The 26,236-nt window shown below is 69.7% G+C and carries 20 protein-coding genes; 9 read left to right on the top strand and 11 right to left on the bottom strand.

All coding sequences use genetic code 11. The annotated features are described in order from the left end of the window. Positions 1–43 precede the first annotated feature (43 nt). The gene (locus AC1PK7_RS06130; RefSeq protein WP_481100195.1) at positions 44–946 is read left to right on the top strand and encodes a hypothetical protein; all 903 of its coding nucleotides are present in this window, start codon (positions 44–46) and stop codon (positions 944–946) included. Between the two features lie 98 nt (positions 947–1,044). On the opposite strand, the gene AC1PK7_RS06125 is transcribed toward AC1PK7_RS06130, so the two are convergent. The 5 genes from AC1PK7_RS06125 to aspS form a co-directional block, all read right to left on the bottom strand. Continuing rightward, positions 1,045–1,671, bottom strand: coding sequence for an esterase/lipase family protein (locus tag AC1PK7_RS06125; protein WP_481100194.1), 627 nt, complete (start codon positions 1,669–1,671; stop codon positions 1,045–1,047). A 7-nt stretch (positions 1,672–1,678) separates the two neighbouring features. Continuing rightward, positions 1,679–1,990: an I78 family peptidase inhibitor gene (locus AC1PK7_RS06120; RefSeq protein WP_244667391.1), complete on the bottom strand. Its 312-nt coding sequence runs from the start codon at positions 1,988–1,990 to the stop codon at positions 1,679–1,681. Positions 1,991–2,087: 97 nt separating this feature from the next. Then, positions 2,088–2,606, bottom strand: a complete 519-nt coding sequence (locus tag AC1PK7_RS06115) for an N-acetyltransferase family protein (RefSeq protein ID WP_481100193.1) — start codon at positions 2,604–2,606, stop codon at positions 2,088–2,090. A 3-nt stretch (positions 2,607–2,609) separates the two neighbouring features. Next, positions 2,610–2,918: a DNA primase gene (locus AC1PK7_RS06110; RefSeq protein ID WP_481100192.1), complete on the bottom strand. Its 309-nt coding sequence runs from the start codon at positions 2,916–2,918 to the stop codon at positions 2,610–2,612. 33 nt (positions 2,919–2,951) lie between these two features. Then, positions 2,952–4,703 carry an aspartate--tRNA ligase gene (gene aspS, locus AC1PK7_RS06105; RefSeq protein WP_481100191.1) on the bottom strand — a complete coding sequence of 584 codons (1,752 nt, stop codon included), beginning with the start codon at positions 4,701–4,703 and terminating at the stop codon, positions 2,952–2,954. 158 nt (positions 4,704–4,861) lie between these two features. Between aspS and AC1PK7_RS06100 the strand changes: the two genes are divergently transcribed. Then, positions 4,862–5,809, top strand: coding sequence for a DUF3011 domain-containing protein (locus AC1PK7_RS06100; protein ID WP_481100190.1), 948 nt, complete (start codon positions 4,862–4,864; stop codon positions 5,807–5,809). Between the two features lie 176 nt (positions 5,810–5,985). Here AC1PK7_RS06100 and AC1PK7_RS06095 read toward each other — a convergent pair whose 3' ends face one another. Continuing rightward, positions 5,986–6,324, bottom strand: coding sequence for an FmdB family zinc ribbon protein (locus tag AC1PK7_RS06095; protein ID WP_481100189.1), 339 nt, complete (start codon positions 6,322–6,324; stop codon positions 5,986–5,988). Positions 6,325–6,395: 71 nt separating this feature from the next. After that, positions 6,396–7,679 carry a cation:proton antiporter gene (locus AC1PK7_RS06090; RefSeq protein ID WP_481100188.1) on the bottom strand — a complete coding sequence of 428 codons (1,284 nt, stop codon included), beginning with the start codon at positions 7,677–7,679 and terminating at the stop codon, positions 6,396–6,398. Positions 7,680–8,066: 387 nt separating this feature from the next. Between AC1PK7_RS06090 and AC1PK7_RS06085 the strand changes: the two genes are divergently transcribed. Then, a complete protein-coding gene (locus tag AC1PK7_RS06085; RefSeq protein ID WP_481100847.1) occupies positions 8,067–10,463 on the top strand; it encodes a TonB-dependent receptor in 2,397 nt (798 codons plus the stop codon). A 70-nt stretch (positions 10,464–10,533) separates the two neighbouring features. Continuing rightward, positions 10,534–12,690: a phosphocholine-specific phospholipase C gene (locus AC1PK7_RS06080; protein WP_481100187.1), complete on the top strand. Its 2,157-nt coding sequence runs from the start codon at positions 10,534–10,536 to the stop codon at positions 12,688–12,690. A 145-nt stretch (positions 12,691–12,835) separates the two neighbouring features. Here the strand turns inward: AC1PK7_RS06080 and AC1PK7_RS06075 are convergent, their stop codons facing one another. After that, positions 12,836–13,777: an alpha/beta hydrolase gene (locus AC1PK7_RS06075; protein WP_481100846.1), complete on the bottom strand. Its 942-nt coding sequence runs from the start codon at positions 13,775–13,777 to the stop codon at positions 12,836–12,838. Positions 13,778–14,094: 317 nt separating this feature from the next. Then, positions 14,095–15,003, bottom strand: a complete 909-nt coding sequence (bla, locus tag AC1PK7_RS06070; protein WP_481100186.1) for a class A beta-lactamase — start codon at positions 15,001–15,003, stop codon at positions 14,095–14,097. Between the two features lie 98 nt (positions 15,004–15,101). Here bla and AC1PK7_RS06065 point away from each other — a divergent pair, with 98 nt between their 5' ends. After that, complete coding sequence (locus AC1PK7_RS06065; protein ID WP_481100185.1) at positions 15,102–15,980, top strand: LysR substrate-binding domain-containing protein; 879 nt, start codon at positions 15,102–15,104, stop codon at positions 15,978–15,980. A 224-nt stretch (positions 15,981–16,204) separates the two neighbouring features. Beyond that, positions 16,205–16,495, top strand: a complete 291-nt coding sequence (locus AC1PK7_RS06060) for a hypothetical protein (RefSeq protein WP_019799624.1) — start codon at positions 16,205–16,207, stop codon at positions 16,493–16,495. Positions 16,496–16,773: 278 nt separating this feature from the next. Here AC1PK7_RS06060 and AC1PK7_RS06055 read toward each other — a convergent pair whose 3' ends face one another. Together AC1PK7_RS06055 and AC1PK7_RS06050 are read right to left on the bottom strand one after the other, a co-directional pair. Next, on the bottom strand, positions 16,774–17,301 hold the full coding sequence (locus tag AC1PK7_RS06055) for a YcxB family protein (protein WP_481100184.1): 528 nt from the start codon (positions 17,299–17,301) through the stop codon (positions 16,774–16,776). Positions 17,302–17,443: 142 nt separating this feature from the next. Then, positions 17,444–19,300: an ABC-F family ATP-binding cassette domain-containing protein gene (locus tag AC1PK7_RS06050; RefSeq protein WP_153751052.1), complete on the bottom strand. Its 1,857-nt coding sequence runs from the start codon at positions 19,298–19,300 to the stop codon at positions 17,444–17,446. A 254-nt stretch (positions 19,301–19,554) separates the two neighbouring features. Between AC1PK7_RS06050 and AC1PK7_RS06045 the strand changes: the two genes are divergently transcribed. The 3 genes from AC1PK7_RS06045 to AC1PK7_RS06035 all read left to right on the top strand — a co-directional run bounded on the left by AC1PK7_RS06045 (position 19,555) and on the right by AC1PK7_RS06035 (position 25,971). Next, positions 19,555–21,945, top strand: a complete 2,391-nt coding sequence (locus AC1PK7_RS06045) for a TonB-dependent receptor plug domain-containing protein (RefSeq protein WP_481100183.1) — start codon at positions 19,555–19,557, stop codon at positions 21,943–21,945. Positions 21,946–22,151: 206 nt separating this feature from the next. Beyond that, positions 22,152–24,545, top strand: coding sequence for a TonB-dependent receptor plug domain-containing protein (locus AC1PK7_RS06040; RefSeq protein ID WP_481100182.1), 2,394 nt, complete (start codon positions 22,152–22,154; stop codon positions 24,543–24,545). A gap of 454 nt (positions 24,546–24,999) precedes the next feature. Beyond that, on the top strand, positions 25,000–25,971 hold the full coding sequence (locus AC1PK7_RS06035; RefSeq protein ID WP_481099249.1) for an IS110 family RNA-guided transposase: 972 nt from the start codon (positions 25,000–25,002) through the stop codon (positions 25,969–25,971). The last annotated feature ends 265 nt before the right edge of the window (positions 25,972–26,236 follow it).

The following is a 26,236-nucleotide window of genomic DNA, read 5'->3' as shown; positions in this document are numbered from 1 at the left end:
CGCCGGTCGCGCCAGCGTTCCATCGCATCGAAGGAGATCCCCCATGGCCTGCAGCACGTCCCTCGCCCACCCGTTCCTGTCGCTGGCCCTGCGCTGCCTGGGCCTGGCCGCCCTCGCCGCCCCGGGCCTGGCCAGCGCCCAGACCGATGCCTTCCGGGGGCGCTACAGTGCCGGCGTCAGCACTTATGCGATCAGCGGCCAGGAACCCCGCGCGGCCGGCAAGTACCCGGTGTACGTGCATATCGGCGGCACCGGTGAGAACTACCAGAGCAATTGGGCGATGGCCGCGGTGAATGCCGCCGCGGCCAAGGGCTTCGTGGCGGCCTCGGTGGAGTACGACAACGCCAGCTTCGGCAGCTGCGGCGTCATCGGCAACCGCGCCAAGGCCATCTTCGATGCGCAGAATCTCAACAGCGCCATCGCCCAGCTCTGCGCCCGCGACAAGGCCGACTGCTCCAAGGGCGTGGTGACCGGCGGGCTGAGCCAGGGCTCGATCATCTCGGTGCTGGCGCACGACTACGATCCCCGGGTCGCCGCCTCGTTCGGCCAGGGCACCGGCGCGACCTACACCGCCTACTACAACCTGGCGTCGTGCATCGCCGACGGTAACCATTCGCTGCCGTCCGATCGCCTGCGCATCATCAACGGCGAGCGCGACATGTTCGTCGGCGGCACCGAGAACATCGCCCGCACGCAGGCGCAACTGGTCACCGGCCTGCGCTGCGATGGGCAGCAGTCGTGCTTCCGCAGCAACGGCAGCGGCTGGTACGTCGTCAAGGATCGCGAGGTGCAGGACCTCTACGCCGACCACTGCTTCATGGGCTTCGGCGGTTATCCGGGCACCCAGTGCGCAGGCATTCTGGTCGATGGCAACTACCGCAGCGGCACCGCCGCCTGGGCGCTCAACCCCACGCTGGACTGGTTGAAGACCTTCGTGACGCCGTAAGCGGCGGCATCGCCACTACGTCGGCGCCAGGCGGTCGCGGTGGATCGTAATGCGCCGCGACCGGCGCCGCGGCGCATTGGGTTCCGGCAGGCGCCGGCTCAGGCGGCGAAGCGGCCGTCGCGCAGAAACGCGGCGGTCTGCCGCGCGGCCTCCATCGAGAACAGCAAGCCGCTGTGGCTGGCGCGGACTTGGCAGTGATCGCCCAGTCCGGGCACGCGGGTCTCGGCCAGCGCTACGCTGCCGTCGGACGCCGGCCCGAGCGCGGCAAAGCGTGCGCCGAGGCCGCGGGCCACGGTGCCGGCGATCATGCCGACTTCGGCCGCCCCGTCCCAACGCACCACGCCCCGCTGCAACAGCACCGCACTGCGGCCCAGCGCCCGCCCGAGCCGCCGTTGCGCCAAGGCGCGCGCCGCGGCACTGCCGGCCAAGGGGCTGCCCAGGCACACCACCCGGGTCACCGGCAGTGTTGGCGCCTGCTGCAAGGCCCGCAAGGCGATCAGGCCGCCGAGGCTATGCCCGACCAGGGCGACCGGCCCCGCGGCTGACAGTTGCTCGATGCGCGCGTGCAGCCGTGGAAGCGCGGCTTCGGCGCCGCCGAACGCGGTCGAATAGCCGAAGCGCGCGACGCGCCAGCCCTCGCGGCGCAGGCGCAGCGCCAGCGGCAGCAGCCACGGCCGCGCGTTCCAGATGCCATGCAGCAACAGCACCTGCGGCGCGGCGGCCATGCGCGGCTCAGCCGCAGGTGGTGCGGACGATGTGGTTGCTGCCATCCAGGAACACGTTGAGCCGATCCAGACGCAGGTCGCGGGTCACCGCCTGGCCCGGCGCGATCGGCCGCACCACGCCGGCTCCGCTCTCCTTCCACACCCGGCTCATGGTTGCCTGGGTGGCCTCCTGGCCCACCGCCCAGGCCACGGCCTCGACGTTGCAGCGGCCATCGCCCTGCACGCTCGGCCCGCCACTGGCCGGCTGCAACTTGGCCGGTGGCGCGCACGCGGCCAGCAGCGGCAACACGGCGGCGACTCCCATCCACGGTCGGAACATGGCGCGTTCTCCTCAAGCTGGACAGGCCAGCACTGTAGCGCGCGCTCGTTGCCGCTGTGTCGACGCGGCATGCCCGGACGACGTCCGGCTGCAGGCGTCAGCCCGCGCGCGGCGGCCGACGCAGGATGAATTCGAGATCGCGCACCTGCCCCACCGGGAACTCGTAGGTGCCGACCTTCTCGAAGCCGTAGCGCGCGTAGAAGCGCTGCGCGCCCAGGTTTTCCGACCACACGCCGACCCACAGCGTGCGCGGGCCGTCGCGCTCCAGCCAAGCCAGGGCGGTCTCGAACAGCCGCGCGCCCCAGCCGCCGTTCTGGTGCGCGCGCAGCAGGTACAGCCGCTTCAGTTCGCCGTCGCCGGGCGTCACCTCGGCATGCGGCAGGCCGCAGGGGCCGGCGGCGGCGTGTCCCACCACCTGGCCGTCGTGCTCGACCAGCCAGATCGCGTAGTCCGGATGCGCCAGCACCACCTGCGCGCGCTCGATCGAATAGGCTTCGTCGAGGAAGGCCTGCAGATCCTGCGCAGGGTAAAGATGGCCGAAGGTTTCGCAGAAGGTGGCCGTGGCGATGCGGGTCACCGCCGCGGCATCGTCCGGCGTGGCGCGACGAATCAGCACGGCTCAGCGCGCCGGGTGCGCGGCGTCGGCATCGGCCTCTTCGCCGTCGTCCTCGTCGTCGCCTTCTTCCTCTTCCTCGTCCTCGTCCTCTTCTTCCTCGTCGTCTTCCTCGTACTCGTAGTCGTCCTCGCCGAAATCCTCGCCGTCCCAACGGCCTTCCGGATCCGGCACGAACGCCAGCGGCGCGTTGGCGCCGCTGCCGGCACGCACCAGCCAGCCGCCGAACACGCGCGCGCGCTGGGTGACGATGGCCTCCACTGCGCCCTCGTTGCCGAGGGTTTCCCACTCCAGATTGAATGCGGTCTCGCTCATGTGTCGGCCTGCGCTACGGTTGTAAGAAAGGGATCACTGCGCCTGCGGGCGCACCTGCACGTGCACTTCGGCCAGCTGCGCGTCGGCGATCGGCGACGGCGCGTCGGTCATCAGGTCCTGCGCGCCGGTGGTCTTGGGGAACGGGATCACGTCGCGGATCGACTCGGTGCCGGCCATCAGCGCGGCGATGCGGTCGATGCCGAAGGCGATGCCGCCGTGCGGCGGCGCGCCGTAGTTCAGCGCGTCCAGCAGGAAGCCGAACTTGGCGCGCGCTTCCTCGGCACCGATGCCGAGCAGTTCGAACACCGCGCTCTGCATGTCCGGACGGTGGATACGGATCGAACCGCCGCCGATCTCGTTGCCGTTGAGCACCATGTCGTAGCCACGCGACACCGCGGTCTTGGCGTGGCTGCGCAACTCGGCGATGTCGTCCACGGCCGGCGCAGTGAACGGGTGATGCAGGGCGACGTAGCGCTGCGCCTCCTCGTCCCACTCAAACATCGGGAAATCGGTGACCCACAACGGACGCCAGCCGTCGGCGACCAGATTGAAATCCTTGCCGGCCTTCAGGCGCAGCGCGCCCATGAAGTCGGAGACCTTGCCGTAGGTGCCGGCGCCGAAGAACACGATGTCGCCGTTGCCGGCGCCGACGTGGGCGAGCAGCGCGGCGAACGCGGCCTCGCCGAAGAACTTCTGGATCGGCGAGCTGATCTCGCCGCTGTCGGCGATCTTGATGTAGGCCAGGCCCTTGGCACCGTACTTGGCGGCGTGCGCGGCGTAGTCGTCGATCTGCTTGCGCGAGAGGCTGGCGCCGCCGGGAATGCGCAGCGCGGCGACGCGGCCGTCGGGGTCGGCGGCCGCCGCACTGAACACCGCGAAGTCGCTGTCCTTGACCAGCTCGGCGACGTCGGTCAGTTCCAGCGCGATGCGCAGGTCCGGCTTGTCCGAGCCGTAGCGGCGCATGGCCTCGGCCCAGGTCATGCGCGGGAATTCGGCGGCCAGCTCGACGTCGACCACCTCCTTGAAGATGGCACGGACCATGGCTTCGACGAAGTCCTGCACGTCGCGCTCGCGCACGAAGGCGAACTCCATGTCGAGCTGGGTGAACTCGAGCTGGCGGTCGGCGCGCAGCGCCTCGTCGCGGAAGCAGCGCGCGATCTGGTAGTAGCGGTCGAAGCCGGCCACCATCAGGATCTGCTTGAACAGCTGCGGCGACTGCGGCAGCGCGTAGAACTCGCCCGGGTGCATGCGCGCCGGCACCAGGAAGTCGCGCGCGCCCTCCGGGGTGGCCTTGGTCAGGATCGGGGTCTCGATGTCCTGGAAGCCGCGTTCGTCCAGGTAGCGGCGCAGCGCCTGCACCAGCTTGATGCGGGTGCGCTGCATGCGCTGCATCTCCGGGCGGCGCAGATCCAGATACCGGTACTTCAGGCGGGTTTCCTCGCCCGGGTTCTCGTGCGCGTGGAACGGCAGCGGCGCGGCCTTGTTGAGCACGGTGATGGCCGTGGCGATCACCTCGACCTTACCGCTGCGCAGCTTGTCGTTGACCGCATGCCGCGCGCGCACCACGCCCTCGACCTGCAGCACGTCCTCGTAGCCGAGGCTGGCGGCGACCTTGAACACGTCCGCGTTCTCCGGCTCCACCATCACCTGCACGATGCCTTCGTGGTCGCGCAGGTCGATGAAGCACACGCCGCCGAGGTTGCGGGCCACGTCGGTCCAGCCGGCCAGGGTGACGGTTTGGCCGATCAGGGTCTCGTCGACCAGGCCGCAGAAGTGGGTACGCATCGCTAGCTCCAAACAGGGGGCGGCCGGCGCAGAAGGCGCCGGCAAGCCGGATATTCTGCGGCGCGGCGCCGGCCCGGGCAAATCGTCGCCCGGCTCACCCTGGCTTAAGTTTGCCTGCGGCTATAGTCCGCGCACCATTCACGGGGAGGAGAGAACCCATGTTGAAGCCCCTTGGCACCTGGCTGGTGATCGCCGCGCTGACCCTGGCCAGCGCCCCGGCCGCGGCCCAGAGCGCCCGCGCCTACGCCCCGCAGGACCTGCGGCAACTGTCGGTCCCCGGCCGGGTCCGGGTGATCGAGCGCGAATACGCCGACCAGTCGCGTGGCCGGCAGATCCCCGACGACCAGCTCGAGTTCTATCTGGACCAGATCGACCGCGGCTGGAGTTTCGGCAACATCCAGCAGGACATCGCCACCTCGCTGCGCGGCAGCGGCGGCGGCTGGCGGCAGGAACCGGGCTTCGACGGCCGCACCGTCGCCTGTTCCAGCAACGACCGCCGCCGCCAACAGTGCGCGACCCCGTTCCGCGGGCCCGCCCGCTTGGTCGGCACGCTGTCCGACTCGCCCTGCATCGAAGGTCGCACCTGGGGCTCGGCGCCGGGCGTGGTATGGGTGGACCAGGGCTGCCGTGGTCGCTTCGTCGAAGGCCGCGGCGCTCCGGGCGGCAACTGGGGCGGCGGCGGTGGCGGCGTGGCCGGCACCGTGCGCTGCGAAAGCCAGGACCAGCGCCAGCGCATCTGCCCGACCGGCTGGCGCAACGCCATGCTGGTGCGGCAGTTGTCGGACACCCGCTGCATCGAGGGCCGCACCTGGGGCTCGCGCGATGGCGCGGTGTGGGTCGACGACGGCTGCCGCGGCGAGTTCGCCGAGGGCCGCGGCGGTGGCGGCTGGGGACCGGGCCGGCCGCCGCTGGACAACGGCTACACGGTGACCTGCAGCAGCGACGACAAGCGCCTACGCACCTGCGCCTGGGACCGCCGCCAGGGCCGCCCAGTACTGATCGAGCAACTGTCCGGTACCACCTGCGCCGAAGGCCGCAGCTGGGGCTACGAAGGCAATACGGTGTGGGTCAACGGCGGCTGCCGGGCGCGCTTCGGGGCGCGCTGAGCAAGGCGAATGCGGGCCGCGCGCGATGTCGGGCGGCCCGCTGCTCGGCGTGAGGCGTCGATTTTGAGGGGCGGCTCGTGCCCTTTTTGGACTACCGCGACCGGGTGATGACCGGTCGCGGCTGAAGCCGCTCCTACGAGGAGCGCGTGCCTGGCGCGACTTGGCCAAGCCGGAACTCAGGTCGCCGCAGGCTTGGCCGCGGCGGGCGCCGGCGCCGGTGTGGCGGCGGCGGCCGGCTTGGCCGGTGCATCGGCAGCTGGCGCGGAGGCGGGCTTGCTGTCCCCGCTGCCACCCGTGCTGCCCGACTCGGCGAGGTTGCGCTTCTTGTCGCCGTCCTTCTTGAAGTCGGTCTCGTACCAACCGCTGCCGGACAGGCGGAACGCCGGCGCGGTGAGCTGGCGCTTGACCGCCGTAGCGGAACAGGCCGGACAGGTCTCCGGATCGGGATCGGACAGTTTCTGCAGGCGGTCGAAGCTGTGACCGCACGCGGCACATTGGAAAGCGTAGATCGGCATGGCGGCAAAAACGCGAGAGCAACGGAGGCGGCCAGTATGGGGGCCGCACGCCGGCTTTCAAGCGTTCCCGCTCACGCCGGCCCGGGCTGGGCGCGCGGCACGGTCTCCGGCGCGCCCGCCGATGGCGTCGGTGCGTCCACCAGCGGCGCCTCGGCGACCGGCTCATCCGGTGCCGTCGGTGCCTGCGCCGACGCGGGATCTGCCGGCGTGGCCGGCGCTGCCTCCAGCGGGCTGACGTCGAACGGCATGCGCAGCAGCAGCGCCGGCAGCAGCGTGGTCAGCGCCGCGTACAGCAGCAGGGCGCCGAACAGCGCATCGGCGATGGCGAAGCGGTCGCGCAGGATCCCGGCCAGCACCAGGGTGAAGATCAGCGTCGGCGACAGCGCCAGCGACACGCGCAGGCTGCTGCGCGCGCCCTCGCCGAACAGCACCCGCCGTTGCAGCCAGAGGATGCCGATGCGCAGCGGCAGCACGCAGGCGGTCAGGGCCAGGCCCAGGCCCAGCGCCTGCAGGCTCAGCGCCCCGCTCGGCACCTTGGTGCCGGCATTGAAGAAGTAGAACGGCACGAAGAACGAGGCGAACAGGCGCACCGCCTGCAGGTTCTCGTCGGAGGCCAGCAGCGGCATGCGCTGGCGCAGCAGCCGCGCCACCAGCCCGGCGATGAACGCACCGACCAGGTAGTACACGCCCAGCGAATAGGTGATGTAGGCGGCGATCAGCCCGACCATCACCAGCAGCGAGAACTCCGACCCCGGCGCCTGCGGCGCCACCCAGCGCCCCAAGGCCACGAACAGCAGCGGCAGGCCGACCAGCATCGCCACCAGCGCCAGGCTGGACAGGCCCATCTGCCAGGGATCGCCGGCCTGCAGGATCACGAACAGCGCCGCCAGCGCCAGCAGTTCGCCGGCGATGGCCTTGCTGGTGACCCAGAAGCGTTCTTCCTCGTCCAGCCCCAGTCGCCCCAGCGACTCGATGATGAAACCGGTGGACGGGGTCAGCAGGGCCAGCGCCAGCAACCCGGCCGCCTGCCACGGCAGCGCGGCATAGCGCCAGGCCAGCCAGCCGACGCCGAACAGGGTGGCGCCGCGCACCACCAGGTGCAGCAGCAGCGGCCACAAGCCGCGGCGCAACGCCTTCGGGTCCACCTCCAGGCCGGCGAACAGAAACAGCGAGGAGATGCCGAGCGTCGCCAGCAAGGTCACCACCGGATCGTGCGCACGCGGCCCCATCGCCAGCATCGCGATGATGCCGAACAGCAGGCAGGTCAGCGGCGCCGGCATCTTGAACCGCTGCAGCGCGCGCGGGATCACCAGCAGGGCGAAGATCAGCAGCAGGTAGATCAGTTCGTGGCTCATCGGGCAGGAGATTCCGGTGGGGACCCGCCAGCGGCGGCTGCGTCGATGATGCCGGGTCGGCCGTGTGCTGCGCCATCACGGCCGAGCGCCGGCTGCGGTCGCGCCACCGCGCGGCGCCTGCGTGCGCCCCGCGAAGGACACGTCCTCGCTGTGGCGGATCCGCGTCGCCTGCAGGCATCCGTGCCCGACACGCATCGTCCAACGGCGCACACGCAATGGCTCCGCCGCAACCGCCAGCCACCCGTTGCCAGTGCGCGTGGCGCCGGGTGCCGCGCCGCACGTGATTCATGCCGATTTGCGCATGGTGCACGGATTCGCAAGATCCCGGTCACACGCACGAAACCGCCAGATCCGACCATGAGCGCCCCTCACGCAGCTGCGCAACCGATGACCGTTTCGGCGTATTTCCGCACCCCTTCTCCGACCCTGCTGGCCCTGGCGCTCGCCGCCAGCATCGCCTGCGCCCACGCCGCCGAGGCCACCAACGCAGCGGAGACCGCCGCGCCTGCCGACAGCAGCGACCAGGTCTCCACCCTGGACCAGGTGCAGGTGCTCGGCCAGGCCACCACCTACGCCAAGATCAACGTCAGCAAGGAGGCGCTGGACCGCCAGTTCGCGATGAGCAGCGTCAACGACGCGCTCAACGAACTGCCTGGCGTGATCGCCACCGAGGCCGATGCATTCGGCTCCTCCGACTGGGGCACCCAGATCAGCATGCGCGGCTTCGTCACCAACCGCGACGACCAGCAGATCGGCACCACCATCGACGGCGTGCCCAACGGCGGCTCGGCCTACGGCGGCGGCTCCAAGGCCAACCGCTTCATCGACACCCTGGACCTGGAGACGGTGGAGGTCAGCCAGGGCACCGCCGACATCGCCTCGCGCTCCAACGAAGCGCTGGGCGGTACCCTCAACTTCCTCACCAGCGAGCCGCTGGACCAGCAGCGCGTCCGCCTGGCCTTCGGCATCGGCGACAACCAGGCGCGCAAGTACTACGCGCGCTACGACAGCGGCGACCTCGGCGGCACCCGCGCCTGGGTCAGCGGTTCGCATGCCAGCAACGACGACTGGATCGACGGCAGCGGCCACACCACCCGCGACCACCTGGCCGGCAAGTTCGTCAGCGACCTCGGCGCATGGACGCTCAGCGGCTACCTGTCCTACGACGATGCCAACGAATCCGAATACAGCAGCGTCACCCCGGCGCAGTTCGCCACCGATCCGGACCACGACCTACTCACCGGCACGCTCACCGGCATCCCCTACTACGACCAGAACTACCGCTCCGGCTCGCGCGCGCTGCGCAAGAACACCTTCGGCTACCTGCGCGGCCTGTTCGACGGCGGCAACGGCTTCAAGGCCACCCTGACCGGCTACGCGCATCGGATGAAGGGCCGCGGCGACTGGATTCCGCCGTACCTGGTCGACGTCAGCAACGATGGCGCTGGCCAGCCCGAGTCCGAATACACCGGCGGCCATACCGTGTACGGCGGCAGCGCCCTGGGCAAGCTCTACTTCGTCACCCCGAGCGGCGCGGCGGCGAGCATGCTGCCCGGCTGCGCCGACACCGCGACCCTGCCGGCCGAGTCCAACCCGGCCTGCTACCCGGCCGGCTCGCTGCCGGTGCAGTCCTACCGCCACAGCCACTACGACAACCAGCGCGGCGGCGTCACCGCCGACGTGGAATGGGCGCAGGACTTTGGTGGACTGCACAACACCTTGCGCGGCGGGCTGTGGCTGGAACGCTACGACCGCAGCGTCACCCGCGACTGGCACCGCCTGCTCAACGTCGGCACCAACATCGCCTTCGACCACGTGCCGTACTGGGTGCAGTTCAAGGACGACTACCGCACCGACGAGCAGATGTACTACGTCGAGGACGTGATGCGCTATGGCGACTTCGCCTGGCGCGTGGGCGTCAAGCAGTTCTTCGTCGACCAGACCCGCGACCGCCGCATCGGCGACGCCGCGCACATCGAATCGGATTCGCACTCCGATCCGCTGTTCTCCGCCGGCCTGACCTGGACCATGCCGATCAAGGGCGTGGAAGCCTTCGCCGGCTTCTCGCAGAACTTCGCCGCGATCCCCTCCGGCGTACTCGGCGAGACCGATCCGCTGGTGCTCAGCAAGGTCAAGCCGGAAACCGCCGACAACATCGAGGTGGGCCTGCGCATGAGCCGCTGGCCGCTGACCGGCAGCATCACCCTGTACGACATCCGCTTCGACAACCGCATCGTCTACGTGCCGGCCAACTTCGTCACCGGCATCGACTACCTGGGCGAGACCGACGGCGTCTACGAGAACTTCGGAGGCGTGCACGCGCGCGGCGTGGAGTTGGCGCTGGGCTACGCCTGGGACAACGGCTGGCGGCTCAACGGCGCCTACACCTACAACAAGGCCACCTACCTGGGCAGCGGCAACGCCGCGCGCGACCAGGCGCTGGAGATCGCCCCCGGCTCGCAGGTGATCGGCCAGCCGCGGCAGACCCTGGTGCTGTCGGCCGACTGGCAGGGCCAGCGCTGGCACGGCGGCCTGTCCGGCCGCTACCTGGGCCGACGCTACCTGGACGCGGCCAACAGCGCGGCGCTGGATGCGGTGACCACCTTCGACGCCAACCTCGGCATCGCCCTGGGCGGACTGAGTCCGCAACTGCAGCAGGCCAAGCTGGATCTGGTGATCAGCAACCTCACCGACAAGCGCTACCTCAACGGCGTGGACGGCAGCGACAGCGCCTTCATCGCGCCGCCGCGCACCGTCGGCCTGACCTTCATGGTCGACCTGTAACCGGCACCGTGGCAGTCTCGCGGCGGCGGCCGATCCCGGCCGCCGCCGCATTGCGTTTCCCCGGACCACCATGACCGACCAGACCCGCCGCCGGCTGCTCCGCGCCGGCCTCACCGCCAGCGCCGCCGGACTGCTGCCGCCGAGCATCGCCCGCGCCGCGGCGATCGCCCCGGACGTGCGCAGCGGCACCCTCGACGATCTGCAGCACGTGGTGATCCTGATGCAGGAAAACCGCGCCTTCGATCATTACTTCGGCAGCCTGGCCGGCGTGCGCGGCTTCGGCGATCGCTTCCCGATCCCTGCGCCGACACTGCCCGGCATCGCCCCGCGCACGGTGTGGCTGCAACCCAGCGCCGATGGCAGCCGCCCGTTGGCGCCATTCCCGCTGCGCACCGCGCACAACTTCGCCACCATGCGCGTGCAGGGCACCCCGCATACCTGGCCGAACGCACAGCAGGCCTGGGACCACGGCCGCATGGGCCAATGGCCGGCGGCCAAGCGCGACCACGCGCTGGCCTACTACGAACGCGAGGACCTGCCGTTCCAATTCGCCCTGGCCGAAGCCTTCACCGTGTGCGACGCGTACCACTGCGCGATCCAGGCCGGCACCAATCCGAACCGGGTGTTCCTGTGGACCGGGCAGAACGATCCGCACGCCCGCGCCGGCGGCCCGGTCATCGCCAACTCGCACGACAACTTCCCGGAACTGGGCGGCGACCCGGACGACTACCGCTGGCCCAGCTACGTCGAGGCGCTGCAGCAGGCCGGCGTGTCGTGGCAGATCTACCAGGACATGGCCGACAACTTCACCGACAACCCGCTGGCCGGCTTCGCGCCGTTCCGCGCGGCCTGGCGCGGCGTGCCCGGGCACGATCCGCAGTTGCGCGCACGCGGCGTCTCCAGCCGCAGCCTGGCGCAGTTGCGCGAGGACGTGCTGGCCGCGCGGCTGCCGTCGGTGAGCTTCATCATCGCCGACGCCGCCGGCAGCGAGCATCCCGATCCATCCAGCCCGGCACAGGGCGCGGCCTACACCGCGCGCGTGCTCGACGCGCTGACCGCCGATCCCAAGGTATGGGCACGCACCGCGCTGCTGCTGATGTTCGACGAGAACGACGGCTTCTTCGACCACGTGCCGCCGCCGGCCCCGCCCTCGCCCGACCCGTCCGCGGCCGGCGGTTGGGCCGGCGCGTCCAGCGTCGCCACCGACGGCGAGTACCACCTGCAGCCGGCGCCGGGCGACGCCAAGGCCGATCCACCGGAACTGCGCGGGCGCCCCTATGGCCTCGGTCCGCGGGTGCCGCTGTACGTGATCTCGCCGTGGAGCCGCGGCGGCTGGGTGGACTCGCAGATCTATGACCACACCTCGGTGCTGCGCCTGCTGGAGCGCCGCTTCGGCGTCGCCGCCGCCGGCCTGACCCCGTGGCGCCGCGCGGTCTGCGGCGACCTGCTCGACGCCTTCGATTTCCGCCAGGCCGATACCCGCCCGTTCGTCGCCGATCTGCCGGATGTGCGCGAGGCAGCGGCGCGCGCCGCCGCATTGCGCGACCACGCGCTGCCGCCACTGCCGGCGCAACTGCAGGCGCCACGACAGGCCTTCGGCGTGCGCCGTTCGCGCGCCCTGCCGTATCGGCCGACGGTGCAGTTGCAGTACGTGCAGGCACGTGGCGAGGTGCAGTTACGCATGGCCAATGCAGGCGCGGCGACAGTGCTGCACGTCTACGACCGCTACGACCTGGCCGCACTCCCGCGCCGCTACACGGTCGGCGCCGGCGCCACCCTGGACGGCACCTGGACCACCTACGACGGCAGCTACGACCTGTGGCTGCTCGGCCCCAACGGCTTCCACCGCCACTACTGTGGCGACCTCAGCGCCCCGCTGCTGCAGGCCGAGATCGTCCAGGAGCCGACCGACGCGCAGGCGCTGTGCCTGGTCCTGCGCAATCCGGGTGCCGCGCCGCTTAGCGTGTCCCTGGAACCAGTCGCGTACGCCCAGGCCCAACCGCGCCAGCGGGTGACGCTGGCGCCCGGTGGCGAGCAGCGCATTCGCTGGAATGCCAAGCCGAGCGGCGGCTGGTACGACCTGTGGCTGGTCCAGGACAACGCGCGCCAGCGCCTGGCCGGCCGCGTGGAAACCGGCAGGCCCGGCATCAGCGACCCGGCGATGGGCGGACCGGCGCGGCTGTATCAGGAGAGCCCGCCCAACTATCAAGGCCCCGGGCCCGTCTGAGGCGGGCGGGATTGGGGATTCGGGATTGGGATTCGTGACAACGTCCGGGATTGGGGATTAGGGATTGGGGATTCGTGAAAGCCCAATCCGCGCGCCGACACGCTTTTGCCAATCCCGAATCCCCAATCCCAAATCCCGGCTGTCCCTAATCCCGGCTCTCAAGCACCCCGATCGTCCGCAGCCAGGTCTCCACCAGCTGCGGCCACTGTGCGATCGGCAGGTTCTTGGCGCGCAGGCCGAAGGCGTGGCCGCCCTGGGCGTAGATGTGCATTTCCGTCGGCACGTCGGCGTGGTTGAGTGCGACGTAGTACGCCAGCACCTGCGAGACGCCGTCCACGTGGTCGTCCTGGGCCTGCAACAGGAAGGTCGGCGGGGTGTCGGCGACGACGCGGATGTCCGGACGCAAGGCCAGATCGGTGGGATTGCGGGTGTCGGCGTCCTCGTCCTCGTGCACCCACAGATGGCCGGGATACACGGCGATGGCGAAATCCGGGCGGCAGCTCACGCGGTCGGCGGCATCCACCAGCGGATAGGTGCGCTGGGCGAAATGCGTACTGGTCGCGGCGACCAGGTGGCCGCCGGCGGAAAAGCCCATCACCCCGATCTTGTGTGGGTCCACGCCCCAGGTGGCGGCCTGCTGGCGCACCAGGCCCAGCGTGCGCTGCGCGTCCTGCAGCGCGGTCTGCACCTTGGGGTAGTAGCGCCGGTCGTCGACCCAGGTCGGCCCGGAGTTCGGCACGCGGTACTTCAACAGCACGCAGGTGATGCCGCGCGAGATCAGCCAGTCGCAGATCTCCGTGCCCTCCAGGTCCATCGCCAGCATCTGGTAGCCGCCGCCGGGAAACACCACCACCGCGGCGCCGGTGTTGTGGCCCTGCGCCGGATAGACCGTCATGGTCGGTCGGCTGACGTCGTGGATGGCCGGCCACCACGGCTTGCCCGGACCGGGACCGGCCGATTCCGGCTTCGGATGCGGCAGCGCATCCGGCACCGCGCCGGGCCAGATCGGCACCTGCACGTGCCCGGGCGAGGGTTCCCAGACCCGCACCTGCGCGGCGTGGGCAGACAGACCGAGGGCAATGGCCAACGAACAGCATACGAGTCGACGCATGGGACGCTCCGAACAGAATGGGGAATGGAAGGAACCGCACGATCAGGTGGCACGGCCGCGACGGCGGTGGCCGTTGGGTGCAACGAAGGCGATCGCGCGCGGCATCGGCACGATCGCGCCGCCGACGATCGCGAGCAGCGGCTCGTGCGAATGGCTGTTGGTCCGCTTGTGGAATCAGCCGCGACGGACTTTCGCGATAAAGCCTGTCGCGGCCGAAGCCGCGCCTACGGGAATCGACCTGCACCCGGCGCGATTGCGGCGAGCGCAGTCGATACGGCGCCGCACAACGCCGCCTAGCCGGTACGCAGCACCTGCGCAGGCAGCGACGCCACCACGGCCTGCGCCACCGTCTTCAGCGTCGCATCGCGCGCGGCGCTGTCGACCGTGGCGCCGTTGAGATATGCGGTGAGCAGCAGCGGCGTGGCCCGCCCCGGCGCCCACACGATGGCGATGTCGTTGCGGGTATCGGTGCCGTTGCTACCGGTCTTGTCGCCGATCCGCCAGCCCGCCGGCAGGCCGGCCCGCAGGCAGTCGTTGCCGGTGCGGTTGTCGCGCATCCAGTCGATCAGGCGCTGCCGCGAGACCGGCTGCAGCACCTCCCCGAGCAACAAGGCACGCATCGTCGCGGCCATCGCCGCCGGCGTGGTGGTGTCGCGCGGATCGCCGGCGACGAAGTCGTTCATGCCCGGCTCGTTGCGGTCCAGCTGGGTCTGCGCATCGCCCAGCGCACGCAGGAAGCGGGTCACCCCGGGCGGGTCGCCGACCAGCGGCAGCAGCAGGTTGGCCGCGGTGTTGTCGCTGTAGATCATCGCCGCGCGGCACAGCTCGACCACGCTGAGGGTGCCGCCGACATGGCGCTCGGACACCGGCGCATTCGCCAGCAGATCCGCCTTGCGCACCGGCAGGCGCCGCTCCAGGGACAGCGCGCCACGGTCGACCTGCTGCAGCACCGCCCCCGCCAATAGAAATTTGAAGGTACTGCACAGCGGAAAGCGCTCGTCCTGGCGCTGTCCGCCCAGCGTTGCGCCGCTGCCGTCGAGCAGGCTCACACCGAGCCGGCCGCCGCTGCGCCGCTCGATCTCGGCCAAGCGCTGTTGCAGCGTCTGCGCAGGATTTTGCGCAGTTTTTGCCTGTGCTGCAGCCACCGCCAGCAGGCTCGCGCCCATGCCCACGCCCTGCAGGAACCGTCGTCTCGTCAGCATCGTCCACCTCCGTCGGGAGCCAGGATGATGGCCGCATTGACCCACCCCCACCAGCGAGGTTATTCAATCGCACCCATGAGCCGAATTGATACCTAGCGATGATCCGTCCGCACCTGCCGCTGAACGCCCTGCGCGCCTTCGAGGCCGCGGCGCGGCACCAGAACCTGACCCGCGCCGCGGCCGAGCTGTGCGTGACCCAGGCCGCGCTGAGCCACCAGATCAAGCATCTGGAGGCGCGCCTGGGCGTGGTGCTGTTCCAGCGCCTCCCGCGCGGCGTCGCCCTGACCGACGAGGGTCTGCGCCTGCATCCGGTACTGACCGAAGCCTTCGACCGCATCGCCGGGACGCTGCAGCGCTTCGCCGGCGGCCGCTATCGCGAGACGCTGAGCGTGGGCGTGGTCGGCACCTTCGCGGTGGGCTGGCTGCTGCCGCGGCTGGACGCCTTCCATGCCGCGCATCCGGACATCGAACTGCGCGTGTACACCCACAACAACCGGGTCGACCTGGCCGGCGAAGGCCTGGACCTGGCGATCCGGTTCGGCGATGGCGACTGGCAGGGGCAGCACGCCACGCCGATCCTGGACGCCCCGTTCGCACCGGTGTGTGCGCCGGCGCTGGCGCCGCTGCTGCGCACGCCCGCCGACCTCGCCAGGACCACGCTGCTGCGCTCCTATCGGCTGGACGAATGGCCGCGCTGGCTGCATACCGCCGGTGCCCCCGACGTGCAGGCCGGCGGCCCGATCTGCGATGCCTCGCTGACCCTGGCCAGCATCGCCGCAGCCGGCCACGGCGTGGCCCTGCTGCCGCTGCGCCTGTTCGCCCAGGACCTGGATGCCGGGCGCTTGGTCTGTCCGTTCAGCACCCGCATCGACCTGGGCCGCTACTGGCTGACCCGGCTGCGCTCGCGCGTGGAAAACGACGCCGCCCGGCGCCTGCGCGCGTGGCTGCTGGCCGAGCAGGCGGCGTCGGCCGAGTGAGTCGGCGGCGGCGCGCGCAGGCAAGTGCCTGGATGCACGGCTTGTCGGGCACTCGGCCGGTGTGAACGGCATCGCCGAAACAGCGCGCGAAACTGGTAACGATACCCATGTGAAGATTTTGTGCAGTGCCGCTTGGCGACCGGTTTTGGGCGAACTATGATCCCGGTCGCAGTCGCAATGTGCGCCTGGGGAAGGCGCCCACAGTTTCTGGGGGAAACTTGCTGATGAACCGTATTGCCTTGACCGCCCGTCCGGGACTGGTCTCGCGTGACGTCGTGCTCGCGGCCGCGCTGGCCTGCCTGTGTGTTCTGCACCTCGCCTATTTTCTGCGCAGCGGCGCCAGCGAATGGCATTGGGCGCTCAGCGCCGCCGGTCTGGCGCTGATGGCGCTCAAGGCCGGCCTGCGGCCGACGCCGACCGCCCGCCCCTCGCTGCAGGGCCTTCGCTCGCGCACGCCGCTGGACTGGGCGGCGATCGCCGGCGGCCTGCTGGTCGTGGCCAGCGCCGCAGCCTGAGCGGCGTCAAGAAGCGATGGAAGCCCCTCTCCCGCCGGGAGAGGGGTTGGGGTGAGGGTACGCCGGCACGCACGGCCGGCTGCTCCGGGCTCCGCAGGCGCCCGCCCCCTCATCCGCCCCTTCGGGGCACCTTCTCCCGCAGGGAGAAGGAACTGGCTCGACGGGAATCATCCGTGTTCGGCGGCGACACCATCGCGGAGCCGCATCCGCGCCAACAGACCCGGCCCGAACATCCACCTCTCCCGTCTCTCCAACGCACGCCCTGCCGGCGGCGCCCGCTACACGGCGCGCTTGCCGCCGTCGGTGCCCACCTGCGCCGCCACCAGTTGCCGGAACGCGTCGCGCTGCGCGGCATCGGCGAACCAGGACATCGGCATCAGGTCGAACAGGATGTCGTTCTGGTACAGCATCAGCACCTGCGGATTCTCGCGATAGCGCACGTAGTCGCGCCAGGAACGACGCACGTGGCCATCCACCCACGTGACCTCCAGGCCGGCTTCGTCCCAGCGATAGGTGAGGCGATGCCGCAACGCCGCCTGTTGCGCATACAGGCGGCGGACCTTGCGCGGCATCGTCCATGCCGACTGGATGGTCTGGCCGATCAAGCCACCGCCACCGGCGCCGGCGCCGGCGAGCACGATGCCGAGCATGGCCATGCCGGAGCCATGCCGGGCGAAGGCGAACAGCGTCAATCCGCTCAGCAGCAACGCCGCCATCGCCACCAGCACGCGCCGCACGGCGCGCCGTTGATGCAGCCGCTGGGCGATCAGATAGTCCTCCAGCGTGATGTTGCCGCTGATCGTCATGCTGTTCCTCCCGCTGTCCTGCACCGGCCAGAGCGGGAGCGTGCCACGCGCGGCAGGGCCGGCGCAAAGCCGCCGGCAGGCGCGCTGCGCGGCCTTTCACCGCGGCGTCGGCCTACGCCGCAAGGCAGGCCCATGGCGCGCCTCAGCCGTCGATCAACTCCATCCACGCCTGCTCGGCCTGCGCCAGCTCGCGCGCGGCGGCCTCGCGCTCGCGGCCCAGCACCGCCATCTTTTCCGCATCGGCGTAGTGCTTGGGATCGGCGAGTTGGCGGTCGAGTTCGGCCAGCGCCGCTTCCAGCTCGCCCACGCGCTTCTCGGCAGCGGCCAGCTTGTGCGGATTCGGCGGCTTCTTCGCCGGCAGTGGCTTGACCGGCGGCGGCGGGGTCGGCGCGGCCTCGGCCAATTTCTGCTTGGTGCCCTGCGCGGCCGGGCGGGTGCGCAGCCAAGCGGCATAGGCGTCGAGGTCGCCGTCGAACGGCTCCACCACGCCGTCGGCCACGCGCCAGAAGGTGTCGCAGACCAGGCCGATCAGGTGGCGGTCGTGCGAGACCATCACGATCGCGCCCTCGAAATCGCTCAGCGCCTCGGCCAGCGCCTCGCGCATCTCCAGGTCGAGGTGGTTGGTCGGTTCGTCGAGCAGCAGCACGTTGGGTTGCTGCCAGGCGATCAGCGCCAGCGCCAGGCGCGCGCGCTCGCCGCCGGAGAATCCGTCGACCGGCTCGAACGCGCGATCGCCGGGGAAATTCCACTTGCCGAGGAAATCGCGGAACGCCTGGTTGCTGGCGTCCTTGTCGATCTCGCGCATGTGGTCCATCGGCGACTGGCCCTCGTGCAGCGACTCCACCGTGTGCTGGGCGAAGTAGCCGATGCGCAGGTCCGGATGCGCCATGCGCTCGCCGGCGATCGGCGGCAGTTCGCCGACCAGGGTCTTGACCAGGGTGGTCTTGCCGGCGCCGTTGGGACCCAGCAGGCCGATGCGCTGGCCGGCCTCCAGGCCGAAGCCGACGTTGTGCAGGATCACCGCGTCCGCGCCGTAACCGGCCTCGGCGTGGTTGAGGCGGATCAGCGAGAACGGCAGCTTGGCCGGCGGCGCCAGTTCGATGCGGAACTCGCGCTCGGCGCGCACCGCCTCGGTGCCGGCCAGCTTCTCCAGGCGCTTCATCCGGCTCTGCGCCTGTGCCGCCTTGGAGGCCTTGGCCTTGAAGCGGTCGATGAAGCTCTGCAGGTGGGCGCGCTCGGCCTGTTCCTTCTCGTGCGCGATCTGCTGCTGGCGCAGTTGCTCGGCACGCTGGCGCTCGAAATCGGTGTAGCCGCCGGTGTACAGCTTGGCGCCGCCGTTGTGCAGATGCAGGGTATGGGTGGCGACGTTGTCGAGGAACTCGCGGTCGTGCGAGATCAGCAGCAGCGTGCCCGGATACTTCAGCAGCCACTGCTCCAGCCAGTACACCGCGTCCAGGTCGAGGTGGTTGGTCGGTTCGTCGAGCAGCAGCAGGTCGCTGGGCATCATCAGCGCACGCGCCAGGTTCAGGCGCACGCGCCAGCCGCCGGAGAACGAGGACACCGCGCGGTGATGGGTCTCGGCCGGGAAGCCGAGGCCGTGCAGCAGCTTGCCGGCACGCGCATCGGCGTCGTAGGCGCCCATCTCGGCCATCTTGGTGTGCGCGGCAGCCACCGCCTCCCAGTCCTCGCGCGCGGTCGCCTCGGCCTCTTCGGCCAGCACCGCGGCCACCGCGGTGTCGCCGCCGAGCACGAAGCTCAGCGCCGGGTCCGGCAGCGACGGGGTCTCCTGGGCGACGCTGGCGATGCGCACCTTGCCGGGCAGGTCGACGTCGCCCTTGTCCGCCTCCAGTTCGCCCTTCACCGCCGCGAACAGGCTGGACTTGCCGGCCCCGTTGCGGCCGACCACGCCCACCCGGTAGCCGGCATGCAGGGTGAGGTCGACATTGGACAGCAACAGCCGCTCGCCGCGGCGCAAGGCGAAATTACGTAGGGAAATCAAGGCAGGGCACTCGGCTAGCGAGGCGGAAGTGTAGCCGCTTCGCCCGCCCCGGCCCACCCGGGGCGGCGACGTAGCGCGGTCCGGGGCTACCCCCTGGGCACCGCAAAAACCGGACCCAGGTCCGGATTTGTATACGCGCCGGCGTGAAAAACGGATTTCAATCCGATGGCACCCGCTGCACTGCAGCATTCGCCCGCCCCAACGGAAATCGCCAGACCCACGCCACTCCCACCAGCCACTGGAGTCTCCGCCCGATGACGCAACGCCGCCTCCCCCTCGTCAGTGCCGTCCTGCTCGCGCTCGCCTCCGCCAACAGCCTCGCCCAGTCCCAGCAGGCGCCGACCACGCTGGACAACATCATCGTCACCGGCACCCGCATCGCCGACCGCACGGTGGCCGAATCGCAATCGCCGATCGACATCATCGCGCCCGAGGCGCTGCAGGCCACCGGTGCCAGCGACCTCGCCAGCGCCCTCGGCAAGCTGCTGCCGTCGCTGAACTTCCCGCGCCCGGCGATCAACGACGGCAACGACGCACTGCGCCCGGCGACCCTGCGCGGCCTGTCGCCGGATGCGGTGCTGGTGCTGCTGGACGGCAAGCGCTACCACACCACCTCGCTGGTCAACTACAACCCCTCGGTCGGGCGCGGCTCGGCGCCGGCCGACCTCAACTCGATCCCGATGTCGGCGATCGCGCGCATCGAGGTGCTGCGCGACGGCGCGTCGGCGCAATACGGCTCCGACGCCATCGCCGGGGTCATCAACATCGTGCTCAAGCACGGCGCCAAGGCCGGCAGCAACAGCGTCGCGGTCAACGGCGGCATCATGGACAAGGGCGACGGCGCGCAGAACGGCATCGATGGCTCCTACGGGCTGGCCTTCGGCGGTGCGCCGGACGGCGAGGCGCCGGGCTGGGTGCGGGTGTCGTGGAACTACCTCAACGCGATGAACACCAACCGCGCCGAGAATACCGACAAGGCCACCACCCTGGCCGGGGCCGCCAACCCCAGCGGCGTTCCCTACGAGCGCTACGGCGACCCGGCGCTGAAGACCTATCAGGGGCTGGTCAATTTCGGCTATGCGCTCACCCCGCACGTCGACCTGTACGGCTACGCCAACTTCAGCCGCCGCGAGGTGCTGTCCAACGGCTACTACCGCGCCTGGAACAACAGCGACCGCAACGTGCAGGCGGTCTATCCCAACGGCTTCCTGCCGCAGATCTACAACCCGTCCAACGACCGCGCCGCGGTGCTCGGCGTCAAGGGCAGCACCGACAACGGCTGGACCTGGGACGTCTCCGCCGACTACGGCAAGAACGATGTCACCTTCGACCTGCGCAACACCATCAACACCAACCTGTACTGGAGCACCGGCGCCTCGCCGACCCGCTTCAACGCAGGCGGCTTCCGCAACGAGCAGAACGCGCTCAACGCCGACTTCAGCAAATCCCTGGACTGGGGCCTGGCCTATCCGGTCAACCTCGCCTTCGGCGCCGAGTACCGGCAGGACAAGTACGCCGTGGTGGCCGGCTCGCCCACCTCGATCTACTTCGATCCGAACGCCATCAACCCCGAGACCGGCGCGCCCTACCCCGGCGGCTCGCAGGTGTTTCCCGGCCTGTCGCCCTCGGTGGCCGGGCAGTTCCAGCGCCACAGCAAGGCGGTGTACGCGGACCTGGAAGCGGACCTGAGCGAGCGCCTGTCCGGCGGCGTGGCCGCACGCTACGAGGACTACAGCGACGCCGGCTCCACCCGCTCGGGCAAGCTGTCGGCGCGCTACCAGCTCAACGACGCCTTCGCCGTGCGCGGCACCATCTCCAACGGCTTCCGCGCGCCCTCGCTGGCGCAACAGAACTACGCGTCGGTAGTGACCTTGCCGGTGGACGGCGTCCTCAGCCAGATCGGCACCTACCGCACCTCCGACCCGGTGGCGATCGCGCTCGGCGCCAAGCCGCTGGCGCCGGAGAAATCCACCAACTACAGCATCGGCGCGGTCTGGCAGCCCGGCGGCGGCTTCAATTCCACCCTCGACCTGTACCAGATCCGCATCTGGGACCAGATCCTGTATTCGGACCAGATCTCGCTGGCCGTGCCGATCGGCCAGGTCAGCGCCGCGCAGTTCTTCGTCAACGGCGCCACCACCCGCACCCGCGGCGTGGACTGGGTGAGCAACTACCTGCTCGACCTCGATCGCGCCGGCTCGCTCAACCTCAGCTTCAGCGCCAACTACAACAAGATCGAGATCCTGGAGATCTCCGATCCGAACTTCGGCCGCGCCAGCCAGGGCCTGCTGACCGACGCCACGCCGCGCACCAAGTACGTGCTCAGCGGCGACTGGACCCTGGCCGGCTGGACCCTGCACGGCGACGCGACCCGCTACGGCGCCATCACCCGCCGCGGCGACGAGGCCGACGGCAGCCAGGACCAGGCGTTCGCGGCGCGCTGGCTGCTCAACCTGTCCACCAGCTACGCCTGGCACGACCTCACCTTCACCGTCGGCGCCGACAACGTCACCAACCAGTACCCGACCCGGACCGCGCTCAACAACATCTACGACGACCGCCCCAACGGCCTGCAGTACTCGCCGCTGTCGCCGTTCGGCTTCAACGGGCGCTACTGGTACGGGCGGGTGAGCTACCGCTTCTGAGAAGGCCAGGGACCGTGGCGTGGCCGCAGGGGCGCGGCCACGCACCGGCGCGGGCGGCTTAGAACGTAAAAGAATAAGAACATGCGCTTGCATCCTGCGACGCAGCACGCATGTTAAAAAATAATAAGCCGCCCCTGGGACGCGGCCCGCCTGGCCATGCCGGCCGCCGCGCCCCGCCTGCCGTTTCGGCACCTGCTGGAGTTTCCATGAACCGTCCGTTGTCGCTGCTGGCGAGCGCCGTGCTCGCCGCCCTCGCCACTCCCTCCGTCTTCGCCCAGACCGCCCCCGACGCGTCCGCCGCGCCCAGCACGCTGGACACGGTGATCGTCACCGGCACCCGGGTCAGCGACCGCACCGTCGCCGAGTCGCAGTCGCCGATCGACATCATCACCCCGGAGGCGCTGCAGGCCACCGGCACCTCGGAACTGGCCACCGCGCTGTCGCGCGCGCTGCCCTCGCTGAACTTCCCGCGCCCGGCGCTGACCGACGGTACCAGCGGCATCCGTCCGGCGCAGTTGCGCGGGCTCTCGCCCGACCAGGTGCTGGTGCTGGTCAACGGCAAGCGCCGCCACACCTCGGCGATGATCAACGTCAACGGCACCATCGGCCGCGGTTCCTCGGCGGTGGATCTCAACGCGATCCCGATCGCCGCGATCGAGCGGGTGGAAGTGCTGCGCGACGGCGCCTCGGCGCAATACGGCTCCGACGCCATCGCCGGCGTGGTCAACATCGTGCTCAAGGGCGCCAGCGAAGGCGGCAGCCTGGCGGTGGAGCACGGCCAGTACTCGGCCGGCGACGGCGCCAAGTCGCAGTTGTCCGGCGACACCGGGGTCGGCTTCGGCGACGGCCGCGGCAGCCTGCACGTGGCCGGGCAGATCAGCCAGCAGGACGCCACCAACCGCGCCGGCCCCTACCAGGGCACCGCACCGAACACCGGCAACTATCCCGGCATCGGCCAGACCACCTTTGTCTACGGCGATCCCAAGGTCGACGCCACCGCGGTCTCGGCCAACGGCGAGTTCCGCTTCAGCGACCACCTGACCGGCTACGCCACCGCGATCGCCAGCAACCGCGACATCACCTCGTTCGCGTTCTACCGCTCGCGCAACCACAACGGCCAGACCGCGCTGCTGGCGCAGGTCTACCCGGACGGCTACGTGCCGCAGATCGAGCAGTACTCCAAGGACCGCTCGCTGGTCGCCGGCCTGAAGGGCAGCACCGCCGGCGGCTTCGCCTGGGACATCAGCTACAACTACGGCTACAACAAGGTCGACTTCCACACCGCCAACAGCATCAACTACAGCCTCGGCGTCGACAGCCCGCGTCGCTTCTACGACGGCGCGCTGGAGTACACCCAGAACGCAGTCAACGCCGACTTCACCCAGCCGCTGGAGTGGGGCCTGGCCTATCCGGTGACGCTGTCCTTCGGTGCCGAGTACCGCCAGGAGAAGTGGAACCAGTCGCCGGGCGAGCTGGCCTCGTACACCGGCACCACCGGCGGCGCGCAGGGTTTCGCCGGTTTCGCGCCGCTCAACGCGGTGCATTCGGACCGCCACAACTACGCTGTGTACGCGGGCCTGGAAGCCGACCTCACCGACAAGTTCTCCGCCGGCCTCACCGGCCGCTACGAGGACTACTCGGATTTCGGCAGCAAGACCTCCGGCAAGCTGTCGGCGCGCTACGCGTTCACCGACAAGGTCGCGCTGCGCGGCACCGTCGCCAGCGGCTTCCGTGCGCCGTCGCTGGCGCAGCAGCAGTACCAGGCGGTGACCAGCAGCTACATCAACGGCAGCTTCTTCGAATCCGGCACCTTCCCGGTGAACAGCGCCGTGGCCCAGGCGCTGGGCGCCGCACCGCTGAAGGCCGAGACCTCGCTGTCCTACAGCCTGGGCCTGGTGCTGCAACCGGTCGAGCGCCTGTACCTGACCGTGGACGCGTACCAGATCGAGATCGACGATCGCATCCTGCTCTCGTCCAATCTCAACGATGCGGCGGTGCTGGCCAAGCTGCGCCAGCTCGGCTACAGCAACGTCACCAGCGTACGCTACTTCAGCAACGCCGCCGACACCCGCACCCGCGGCGTCGACGTGGTCGGCACCTACAGCATCCCGTTCGCGGCCAGCACGCTGGACCTCACCGCCAGCTACGGCTACAGCAAGACCGACATCACCCATGCCGTCACCCAGCCGCAGGCGCTGGCCGCCATCGGCTCGACCCAGACCACCCTGGGCCGCGACGAGATCGGCCGTCTGGAAGACAGCTATCCGAAGGACAAGCTGATCCTCAGCGGCACCTGGAAGCTGCCGAAGTGGGACCTGAGCCTGGCCGCGACCCGCTACGGCGAGTTCACCGTGCGCAATTCGGCCACCGCCGCCCGCGACCAGACCTACGGCGCGGACTGGGTGGTGGACGCCTCGGCCAGCTTCAAGCCGAGCACCAACTGGACGCTGACGCTGGGCGCGGACAATGTGTTCGATCAGTACCCGGACAAGACCGCCAACCTGATCAACTCCACCTACGGCATGCTGCCGTACAGCAACTACTCGCCGTACGGTTTCAACGGCGCCTACGTGTACGGGCGGATCAATTACCGCTGGTGATCGCGAGACCAGGCGCGCTGATTGCGCCTGCGCCGAGCACGACGACGGCCCGGGTTTCCCGGGCCGTTGTTTTTTGGGGCGGGGATTCGGGATTCGGGATTCGGGATTGGCAATTTATCGGTGTGCGATGTGCTCGCCTGCCTGGTTTTTTTGTGGGAGCGGCTTCAGCCGCGACGCGATCGCGCATGGGTCGCGGCTGAAGCCGCTCCTTGTATCTGGACATGTCGCCCCTAGACAGGCGTCATGTCTTCCGACTGATCATCGGAGGAGGTGTGGGAGGTCCAGTCGCTCCTAAAGCTTCGAGCTTGCATCGTAGATCGGCTCCGCCCTCCACATGCTGGCCCTTGTGTGTCCGAACGGTATCCAGAGTCCGCCCCCGGGCGTGAACTCGCATCGACAAGGCAGGACCGGGCTCAGCGCCGATCATGACCCTGACACGATGGAGGAATCGCGTATGTCTCCCGTCATCGGCATCGACGTCGCTAAACGCAGTTTCGATGTGGCCATCGATCTGACCAATGGCAAGCACCGTACCAAGGCCAAGTTGTCCAACGATGCCAAGGGTTTCCAGGCCCTGCAGGCATGGCTGCAGACGCATGCGCAGCCCGATAGCTGGATCGCCATGGAGGCCACCGGCACCTACCACCAGGCGCTGGCCGAGTTCCTCCACGCACGCGGCTATCGGGTGTGCGTGCTCAACCCGGCGCAGACGGCCGCGTACGCACGCAGCCAGCTCAGCCGGGTCAAGACCGATCGCAGCGATGCCAAGCTGATCGCCAGTTATGCCTTGCGTCACCGCGAGCAGTTACGCCGTTGGTCCCCTGATCCGCCGGCGCTCAAGCAGCTCAAAGCGCTGGTGCGCCGGCGCCAGGATCTGCAACAGATGCTGCAGATGGAGCGCAACCGGCTGGACGTCGCTCCGGCTCAGGTGAAGGACTCGATCCAGGTCCATCTGGCCGATCTGCAACACCACATCGCCCAGATCGAGCAGGCCATCGATGACCACATCGACCAGGATCCGACCTTGCGTGGGCAGCGCGAGCTGCTGGTGAGCATCCAGGGGATTGCCGACACCAGCGCGGCCTTGATGCTGGCCGAGCTTGGCGATGTGAGGCGCTTCGCCGATGCCGCGGCGGTGACCGCCTTCGCGGGCCTGAATCCGTGCCTGCAGCAGTCGGGCGACCGCAAAGGCCACGTCTGCATCTCGCGCACCGGCTCGCCCCGCCTGCGCGCGGGCCTGTTCATGCCGGCCCTGGTGGCCATGACCCACAACCCGATCATCCGCACGCTGAAACAGCGGCTGAGCGAACGCGGCAAAGCCGGCAAGCAGATCGTGTGCGCCGCCATGCGCAAGCTCCTGCATCTGGCCTACGGGGTTCTCAAATCGGGCACCGCGTTCGATCCGAAAAGGGGCCTTGCCTGCTAGGGGGTAAGACGGTATCTACGAAACGCAACGCAAGAAACGCGCACGACGTTGCCGAACGGCGTCTCCTCTGGTTGAACCCAGCGAGTTGCCATACCCGCCTCAACGAACAAGACGAACGCCTCGCACGCGCTTGCTTGGCCTCCGCAGCGTACGCCGTGGCACGCGTAGGAGCGGCTTCAGCCGCGACGCCTCATCAATGAAGCGCCGCAACTGACGGCATGGCTGAAACGACCAACCACGCGATGGCCACCACCGACAGCAGCAC

Source organism: Xanthomonas sp. NCPPB 3174 (genome assembly GCF_056725205.1).
Note: the sequence above shows the minus strand (reverse complement) of the source record. Positions and strands in the feature narration are given on the sequence as shown.